Origin of the sequence: Candidatus Chlorohelix sp., assembly GCF_037138995.1 — a bacterium.
Classification (GTDB): domain Bacteria; phylum Chloroflexota; class Chloroflexia; order Chloroheliales; family Chloroheliaceae; genus Chlorohelix.
Genome location: NZ_JBAXHI010000071.1, coordinates 1 through 9,548, shown reverse-complemented (window position 1 = coordinate 9,548; position 9,548 = coordinate 1). Strand labels below are relative to the sequence as shown.

The following is a 9,548-nucleotide window of genomic DNA, read 5'->3' as shown; positions in this document are numbered from 1 at the left end:
CCGCCGGATTGTCTGGCGATTACGCCATCGTAGGCTACGGCAACCGCTCGGAGTTCACCCAAGTGAACATTCTGACGGTAGTTTAATTTTTGTTTTAACCCGTAGGGGCGACGCTGGAGTCGCCCTTCTTTTTTGCTATGTTGACATTAGCATAGCCCTGTAATATTATTAACAATGTTTAATGCAAGCAAAAAACCTACTTCGGCGTTGCAAAAACAAGGCTCTTTAAGTTGTGAATACCTCTGTAACTTGGCTTTACTCAAAGGCTCATACAATCAATCTTTTATAATTAGGGCTTTGTCGCTATAAAAAGCGCGTTTTTTAGACTCTTACCTTTATCTATTCGTCATAGAGTAGGAATTATGCGCCTATTTGCGAATAAAAATATCTTAATGTGTACAGGGCAACCTTGTAAGTTGCTTTAGTAAAATGGGCTGGTAAGAAGTATTATGACTAAAAAAATATTGGTAATGGAAGATGAGTATAGCATCTTAATTAACCTTGTGTACTTGCTGGAAGCAGAAGGCTATGAGGTTATTTCGGCGCAAGACGGCGCAGCGGGTATTAATCTTGCCAAACAACATTTGCCTGACCTGATAATTTCGGACATTATGATGCCCGGCGTTAACGGTTATCAGGCGTTGGAGGCGCTTCGCAAAGACCCTGCCACCGTTGGCATCCAGTTTATTTTCTTGAGCGCGAAAAGTACCCCCGAAAATATGCGAGAAGGCATGCAACTCGGCGCGGATGATTACATTTGCAAGCCCTTTAACCGGGAGGAACTGTTGGGGGCGGTTGCGGCGCGTTTGCAAAGGCACGCTACCCTGAGAGCTTCTATCCTGACCCCGATTTCAAACGAGTTATTTTCTGCGGCAAGCTCTATTAAAAACCTAATCACCCTTCAGGAGATGTCTCAAACGCTGCCGCATGGCGTTAGTTTCGGTGAGCCTACAGCGCTTGACCACTCCAAAATTATTTGCGGCAACTTTGAAATTGATTTTGAAGAAAAAACTGCCTTGGTGGATGGGCATAAAGTTAAACTTCTTCCCAAACAGCTTGAGCTATTGCGCTATCTAGTTCAGAATGCCGATAAAGTTGTCGCCCACAAAGATATATTGCGGAATGTGTGGGGACATAAGCACGAAAAAGAAACCCAATACCTACATGTATATATCAACCAATTGCGCCAGAAAATAGAGCCAGACCCCGCTAACCCACGCTATATTCTTACTGAACGCGGGTTTGGCTATCGCTTTGCTGAACCAACCGTCACCGCCTAATATTAATTTACTTTAAGCGCTATTTTGCTAATTTGCTGCTAAAATACGTACTATAATTGCAGTTTTATCGAAACTAATAGGAAATATTTAGCTTAATCGCTCATATATTTATGTTATCTTTAGATTAAGTTGTTATAATTCTATTCTATCGGTAAACATTTGCAGTTATAACTAAGATAGCCTTTGCGACCCCTTGGGTTGTGCAACTCATTGTACTTGAATAGGGATTGCAATGAAAATATTGGTGATTGACGATGAGTATGACATAGTAACTAACCTTGTGTACTTGCTGGAAACGGTAGGCTATGAGTTTATTTCGGCGCAAGACGGCGCAGATGGTATTAATCTTGCCAAACAACATTTGCCTGACCTGATAATTTCGGACATTATGATGCCCCACGTTAACGGTTATCAGGTGTTGGAGGCGCTTCGCAAAGACCCTGCCACCGTTGGCATCCCGTTTATTTTCTTGAGCGCGAAAAGCTCACGCCAAAATATACGATATGGTATGCAACTTGGCGCAGAGGATTATATCACCAAGCCCTTTTCGCAAGACGCTTTGCTGGCAGCCGTTAAGATTCGCTTGTTACGGCAGGCTGCCCTGAAAGCTTCGATTCTTATGTCGGTCTCGTCCGAACTGATTACTACTGCCAAGTCTATCAGACAGCTTATTTCCTCGTTGCAGCCTGATGAACTCCCGCTTGATGCTGAAGTTGAGCAAGAGCTTTCGGTTGAACTGCCGGCTTCACCGCCCACTGTGGTGGTTGTTTCCAAAAAGTTTTCCCTTGATTTTGGGCTTAGAGCCGTTATGGTAGATGGGCGCGAAATAAGGCTTTCACCGCGTCAATTCAAGTTATTGCGCTATTTGATTGAAAACAACGGCAAGATAGTTTCTCATAAAGACATTTTGGGTAATGTGTGGGGCGATAGATTCGAGAATGATACCCAATATCTGCATGTTTGCATCAGCCAATTGCGCCAGAAAATAGAACCAAACCCTACGTACCCCCGCTATATTCTTACTGAACGCGGGTTTGGCTATCGCTTCCGGGTTGCGGAAGATTAGTAGTTGCTTTTCACAGGTTGCTTCCTCCTAATTTGGTACTATTTACTCGGATTCCCTATAATTCCTCAAAATTCATATTACTATAAAAGCATTTATTGGTTATAATTGAAATTATATATAAGTCTAAACTAATTATAGTTCTAACCCTTCGTTCTAAGAGGTACGGCGGATGACTGACCCGATTTTACGCGCCAATGGTTTTATTGTGCAAATCTTAGAGCATAACCCCTTGCTTGTGGCAGGAGAGGTGATGGCTACCGGCGCGTTTACTGCTTTCCTCCAAACCCCGTTGCTGGAAATAATTGAATTGATGGATTGCCATGCGGTTGATTCGGTGGTGATTGTCGGCGAAACAGCGCGAATCCCGCTTGGGCTTATTATGGCGCGGGATATTTTGCGCGTTATGGCGGCACAACAAGAGCTTGCAAGCTTACGCGCCGAAAACGTCATGTCCGCTTTGCCTGTTACTGTGCTGCCGGATACGCCGCTACTCGAAGTTTACCGCTTGCTAAAAACGCATCAATTGGCGCAACTTGTAGTTACCGATACGCAAGGAACGCTGGCGGGAATCGTATGCTGGCATAACCTTTCGGCAGCGCTTATCCGGCGGCTTGCGAATGAAAAGCTGGAATTGCCCCAAAACCATGAGGTTAAGTTGGAAAGTTTGGCGCAAATACGTATTGCCAAACTTGAAGATACGGTTAAAGAGTTAACCAATGCACTGGTAAAGCGTAAATTTCAGGAAAAACGCGCCGATGTTATCATGGAATTGGAAAAGAGCAACGAGCGCTTCTCTAAAATCTTCTATTCCAGCCCCACCCCAATGGCTATTTATAGAGCTTCTAACTTTAAAATGCTGGAAGCCAACGATAGTTTGTTCAAGCTTATAGGCTATAGCCGGGAAGAAATCGCCGATTATCAGTCGCTTCCCCCTAAAGAGAAAATATATCCAAACTTGCAGCAGGCTGATAAATTTATAGAAACTATTTACAATAAAGACAGTCTCAATGGATTTGAGCTTGAGTTTTATAATAAAGCCCATGAAAGAACTGTCGTGTTGCTTTCGGCAGAGCGCATTGAATTGGGGGGCGAGGCGTGCTTTGTTATGCAGGCAATTAATATCACCGAGCGTAAACGCTCCGAAGAAGCCTTGCTACAGAGCGAAGCGCGTTTCCAAACCTTTATGGATAATAGCCCCGCTTTAAGCTGGATTACCGATGTTGCTGGAAATATTGTTTATCTCAGCCCAACCTACGGGCGCGTTACCGGAATTGATGGTGCAAAAGCTATCGGCAAGAGCGCGTATGAGCTTTATCCAAAAGATTACGCCGATAGCTTTATCGCTACGATTCGTCAGGTCGCCGAAACTGGGCAGAATGTGGAAGCGCTAGAATCTTTCCCGCGCCTCGATGGCACGTTTGGCTACGTGGTTTCCTATAAGTTCCTCCTTCCTGATTATTTCGGGCAAACGCTGGTGGGCGGCGTGGCAATAGACCTTACCGAACGCGAGCATGCTAAAGAGGCTTTGCGCGTTAGCGAGGAGCGTTATCGCAAAGTAACCGAGATTATCAGCGATTATGCCTATTCTTATTTGATACAGCCGGATGGGACTGTCTTCGTGGAATGGATAACGGAGCAACCGTTCTATCGCTTGACCGGGTATAGCGCGGATGAGATACCGCAAAATAATTTTATCTCTATAATCCATCCTGATGACCGGGAAAGAGCCTTAAATAACGCGGTTAACCCGAATTTGAGTGAAGTATTCGGCAATGACTATCGGATAGTTACCAAAAGCGGGGAAATACGCTGGGTATTCAGCCGCCGCTATGCTGAATGGGATGAGACGCATACGCAGGTTATTCGGATATACGGCAGTATCAAGGATATTACCGAGCGCAAACTTGCCGAAGAAGCGGTACGAGAGTCGGAGCAGAAATTTTTCAAGCTCTTTCGCTCCAACCCGGCAGCCATTACTTTGGGTAGTATGCTAGATGGTCGCTACCTTGACGTAAACGATAAATGGCTGGAATTAACCGGATATAAGGCGGAAGATGTTATAGGGAAGGATTTCCGGGAGTTGCAACTTTGGGATATTCCGCAAGACAGCAAAAATATTATGGCTGATTTGCGTATAAAGGGGTATTTACAAGATATTGAAATGAAATTGTATAAGAAGAATAGGGAAGCTATTGATACGCTAAGCTCTTTTGAGTTGGTCGAAATTGGCGGGCAATCGTGCGCTTTAAGTTTCAGCATTGATATTACCGAACGTAAGCAAGCGGAAAAAGCCCTACGCGATAAAGAAGAACAATTCAGGGCGTTGGTGGAAAACTCGCCCGACCTTATCATGCGGATGGATCGCCAATTGCGGATGGTGTATGGCAATCCCACCGTGTTGTGGTTTAGCCATCACCCTAGGCAGGAAATGTTGGGGAAAACTGGCGCTGAAATGGGAATGGGGCAATCAATCTGGTCTGTTCTACAGAAATTGTCGCAATTGGTAGAAGAAACCAAAACCATGCAAATAACCGAATTAGAGGGATTTATATCTAAATCTAATCAAAAGGCTTATTTCCAAACTAGCCTGATTCCCGAATTTAACGCTAACGGTGAGATTGAAACTTTCCTTTCGGTGACAACCGATTTAACCGCCTTAAAACTAGCTCAGCAAGAATTGATTAATCAGGCACGCTTCAAAACCCTGTTTGAGTTTTCGCCGGATAGCGTTATATTGCTGGATAACGAGGGGACAATTATTAGCCTGAACCGTGCAGTCGAAGAATTCACCGGCTATTCGCGTGAGGAGCTAATCGGTAGAAAGGTGGCAACTTTCAAGCCAATTTCGTCCGATTTGTTCGAGCAGTTTCTAGAGCTTATGCAATCGGTTGCTGTGGTTGTTCTTTCTTACCCGTTTGAATTTGAATTAATCCTGCGAAATGGTACGCTTGTTACGGCGGAAGCGCGGGCGCAAGCTATTATGCTGGACGGGAATAAGAGTATATTAGTTTCCTTTAGGGATATTACCCGCCATAAAACCTTAGAGCAAGAACTCCGGGGTAGCATCGAAAAGCAACGCGAGTTGACAGAGTTAAAAACCCGCTTTGTCTCGATGGCATCGCATGAATTTCGTACCCCTCTTACCGTTATTCTTTCTTCGGCGCAATTGTTGGAGGGCTATCGGGAGCGTTTTACCCCAGAGCGGGTTGCAGAGCTTTATTCTCGCATCGTTTCATCCGTCAAAAATATTACAGGCTTGTTGGATGAGATGCTGTTCCTGAACCGAGCGGAAGCCGGCATGGTGGGGTTCAAACCCGCTCCGTTAGATTTAAGCCTTTATTGTAGCGGGTTGGTGGAAGAAGTTCGATTTGGGGCAGGTACGCAACACCATTTCGAGCTTGAGATTGCGCCCGCTCCTCGCCAAGTTTTCGCCGATACAAAGCTGTTGCGCCCGGTTGTTTTAAACTTGCTGAACAATGCCGTCAAGTATTCCTCGTCAAATAGCGTCATCCGGGTCAAGCTAGAATATACCGCTACTCAAGCGATTGGTACCATCACCGATGAGGGCATCGGTATTCCGCCTGAAAACATGCTCCATCTGTACGATATGTTCTATCGGGCTGATAATGTTGGTGAAATTCAGGGAACGGGGCTAGGCTTGCCCATCGTTAAGATGAGTTTGCTTACACACGGTGGCGATATTGAAATCGAGAGCGAAATAAACAAGGGTACTACTTGCCGCTTCTGGATTCCTATTTAGGGCAAGAGCAACCTCCCACAAGATACGCCCGTTCGGTGGCGCAAATTCTGGGGATTGGTAGGAGCAACCTCCGTGTTGCGACAAGAATCGCCCCTACGGGTTAATTCTCATGGAATGGGCGAGAGGGCTTCAATCCAAAATGGAATGCGCCCTTTCCCCACCTCATCAACTATAGGTGCAGCGGTTTAATTGACGCTGTGCCGTGAAAGCCAAAGCGCTACCGCCTAGCAGCAACAGCACGCCTACCAGCGATATTATTACTGGCACGATAGGTAAGCTCCAACCGTCCGAAACCTGTGACAAGAACGCACACTGAAACAACAGGCTCGGTATTGCTACCAGTAATAATGCGATTCCTTCTGTTTTGGCGGCTCTAAACTCTAGCAGTATCGCAGCCACTATTATTATTACTGGTACTCCGAAAAAGATTTCAGCGGCGAATCCCATCAACGGGTTGGTTTCGCGTATTCCAATGTAGAGCGGATACGCGGAAAATACTAGTAGCGCTCCGGCTATTCCGCACATCCCGGCAATTTTACGCAACCGTTTCATGTGAGTCGCCTCCTTACTAAACTACTTCGACAGAATTAATTATAGCTGACTCAGGTTAAAATTTAGGTAAACAAATAGTAGCATTGACTACAGACTACAGTTTAAGGTTATGTTAGCAGCAGTTCAGTGATATTTGAAAAGGGGGCGTTAAGATGTATAGCCTTTGTCCAAAAAACGTTCTTAATGTGGCAAGAACAGCAATGCCAGCAAGAAAGCGATTAGCAATATCAGCAAGATGACCACAAAGATGAGGAATTTGGGCGATACCTCCCGCGAATTGGGCGCAGGGGTTGGGGTTGGCGCAGGCTCGGTGAGAGGGCGTTGGTTAAGCGGGGTTATCTTGATGTCGTCTGGCATTTGCAGATGACCGCGCAGTATTAGTTCGCGTTCGAGTTGGGCAATCGCCAGCAACTCTTGTTCCATTTGCATTACCAGCGTTTGGGGGACTTGTAGGTAGCCATACGCGCCGGCAGCATTTTCCAGTTTGGACAGGGCGACTTTGTGCATTTCCAGTTCAGTAAATATGTGCGGCACGCTATCCATGTATTACCTCCCCTGTGTTTTTGTTGCTCTCATCTTTTTTGCTTATATCTGTTATATTACTTTTCTAGGTTGATTTCAATGGTTTATAATAGAAGGGTGGGTAAATTCGGGGGGATTGGTGGCAAGGGTTCAGACAAGGGGCTAAACCCCTTGTTACAATTCGGAGGTTGGCGTTCGTTGGTGAGAAGGTTTTTAATTGGCAGGGAGGCGGTAGGGACATATCCCGCATCTGCTGTGATGTAGGGATTAGAGAGATAGAGAGAGACCCCAATCCAAAATCAGCAATCGGCAATCCAAAATGGAAAGAGATGATATTTATGTATGATGCAACTAAAGTGACCCGCGCAGGTGTGCCGGAAGCAGTGCAGGGCGAGGCGTTTTTGCAGGGACCCGTTTTTGCCTCCGCTTTTCATGCGTCAGGCGACCCCTCCGCCGTACCCTATACCTACGCCCGTTTTAATAATCCCACATGGAATCAGTTCGAGAAGGCTTTATCAGAACTGGAAGGGGGCGAGGCGGTGGTTTTTCCTTCGGGGATGGCGGCGATAGCCTCAATCTTTGGTACGTTGTTGCGTCCGGGCGATACGCTGGTATTGCCCTCCGACTCTTACTATACTTCGCGGGTGATAGCGCAGGGCTATTTGGCGGAAATGGGCGTACGGGTGCAGCTTGCGCCCACACGCGGCAATGCACAACTTGCCCATTTGGAAGGGGCAAAATTGCTTTGGCTTGAATCGCCTAGCAATCCGAACTTGGAGGTGTGCGATATTCGCCTGTTAGCAGAAGCGGCGCATAAACAGGGGGTGTTGGTGGCGGTGGATAATACCACGCCTACCGTGTTGGGGCAGAAGCCGCTCGAATTGGGCGCGGATTTCTCGGTTGCCAGCGCGACTAAAGCTCTTACCGGGCATAGCGATTTGATTATGGGCTATGTGGCGGCAAAGGATTCGGCTTTGCTTGGCAAGGTGCGGGCGTGGCGTACTCAACAGGGCGCAATTCCGGGTCCGATGGAGGTGTGGATGGCGCATCGTTCGCTTGGTACGTTGGCGTTGCGGTTGGAGCGCCAATGCGCCAATGCGTTGGCAATCGCGCAATTTCTCTCGCGTCGCCCCGAAGTGTTGGAGGTGCGTTATCCCGGTTTACCCGAAGACCCCGCCCACGCTATCGCCGTTCGTCAGATGCGTTATTATGGTCCGGTGTTGAGTTTTACGTTGGGGGGGCGGGAGTTAGCCGAAAAGTTTTTGGCAAATTGTAGGCTAGTTTATGAAGCTACCAGTTTTGGCGGTTTACATACCAGCGCGGAACGGCGGGCGCGTTGGAGCGGTGATATTATCTCAGAAGGTTTCATCCGCTTTAGCGCAGGTTGCGAGGACATCCGCGATTTGTTGGCAGATTTGGAGCAATCGTTGGCGACTCTCATTTAATACATATCCCCAATGTTATAGAGGGCGCATTCCATTTTGGATTTTGGATTGCCGATTTTGGATTGAAGCCCTCTCGCCCATTCCATGAGAATTAACCCGTAGGGGCGGTTCTTGTCGCAACACGGAGGTTGCTCCTACAAATCCCATGATATTTTACCCCACAATATTATTTTAATAAAACTCTCCAAAATCCAATAGACAACCTATGCTTTCCTTTGATAAAATATTATAAGGTTGCTTAAAAATTCCCTAAATTATCGTGTTTTTTATTACTTGTGCCATCCTAAACTCCCATATCAATAACACACCCTTTCTGAAAGGCTAACATTTAGCCCATCCGAAATCGTTACCTGTAAAAAATTACAAAGTCAGGAGAAGCTTTTTTGCAAACACTTAAAGTAACAGCAGGAAAGAAGAAAGCTATAATCGCGGGTTTAGCGGTAATCGCCCTGCTGATAGGTCTGTTTGGCGCGGTAGGCGCCACCGCTTATACCCCTCCCGATGTCACCGCCGATAAGGTGTGGGGGCAGGGCGGGGTTTTTAACACCAACAATGCGCCAACCCCCCCCAGCGCCACCAGCCTGAATGGTTCCTACGGAGTAGCGGTAGCGGCGGACGGCGGCATCTACATCGCGGATAACGCCAACAACCGGGTGCTGTACTACCCAGCCACCAACGGTATCCCTGATTTCACCGCTACGCGGGTGTACGGGCAGGGCGGCGATTTTACCACCGGCACAAATAACAAAGGAACACGAACCGCCATCAGCCTGTACGGTCCCCGCGGTATAGCGTTAGCTTCGGACGGCGGTCTCTATGTGGCTGATAGGGACAACAACCGGGTGCTGTACTATTCGGCAGGCTCCACCACCGCTACGCGGGTGTACGGGCAGGGCGGCGATTTTACCACCGGCACAAATAAC

General features: G+C 47.0%; 7 protein-coding genes and 1 pseudogene. 5 read left to right on the top strand and 3 right to left on the bottom strand.

Annotated features, from left to right (window positions below; translation table 11 throughout):
• Positions 1-449 precede the first annotated feature (449 nt).
• From WCK19_RS17670 to WCK19_RS17660, 3 genes are all read left to right on the top strand, one after another.
• Positions 450-1,280, top strand: a complete 831-nt coding sequence (locus WCK19_RS17670; RefSeq protein WP_342398724.1) for a response regulator transcription factor — start codon at positions 450-452, stop codon at positions 1,278-1,280.
• A 232-nt stretch (positions 1,281-1,512) separates the two neighbouring features.
• Positions 1,513-2,346, top strand: coding sequence for a response regulator transcription factor (locus tag WCK19_RS17665; RefSeq protein ID WP_342398723.1), 834 nt, complete (start codon positions 1,513-1,515; stop codon positions 2,344-2,346).
• Between the two features lie 169 nt (positions 2,347-2,515).
• Complete coding sequence (locus WCK19_RS17660; RefSeq protein WP_342398722.1) at positions 2,516-6,106, top strand: PAS domain S-box protein; 3,591 nt, start codon at positions 2,516-2,518, stop codon at positions 6,104-6,106.
• A 165-nt stretch (positions 6,107-6,271) separates the two neighbouring features.
• Here the strand turns inward: WCK19_RS17660 and WCK19_RS17655 are convergent, their stop codons facing one another.
• Entirely contained in the window at positions 6,272-6,658 is a 387-nt protein-coding gene (locus WCK19_RS17655) for a hypothetical protein (RefSeq protein WP_342398721.1), read from the bottom strand.
• A 180-nt stretch (positions 6,659-6,838) separates the two neighbouring features.
• Entirely contained in the window at positions 6,839-7,201 is a 363-nt protein-coding gene (locus WCK19_RS17650) for a hypothetical protein (protein ID WP_342398720.1), read from the bottom strand.
• A 317-nt stretch (positions 7,202-7,518) separates the two neighbouring features.
• Between WCK19_RS17650 and WCK19_RS17645 the strand changes: the two genes are divergently transcribed.
• Complete coding sequence (locus WCK19_RS17645) at positions 7,519-8,625, top strand: cystathionine gamma-lyase (RefSeq protein ID WP_342398719.1); 1,107 nt, start codon at positions 7,519-7,521, stop codon at positions 8,623-8,625.
• Positions 8,626-8,640: 15 nt separating this feature from the next.
• On the opposite strand, the gene WCK19_RS17640 is transcribed toward WCK19_RS17645, so the two are convergent.
• Positions 8,641-8,772, bottom strand: coding sequence for a hypothetical protein (locus tag WCK19_RS17640; protein ID WP_342398718.1), 132 nt, complete (start codon positions 8,770-8,772; stop codon positions 8,641-8,643).
• Positions 8,773-9,008: 236 nt separating this feature from the next.
• On the opposite strand from WCK19_RS17640, the pseudogene WCK19_RS17635 reads away from it, so the two are divergent.
• Positions 9,009-9,548 (top strand): annotated as a pseudogene (locus tag WCK19_RS17635) (hypothetical protein); the annotation flags it as partial.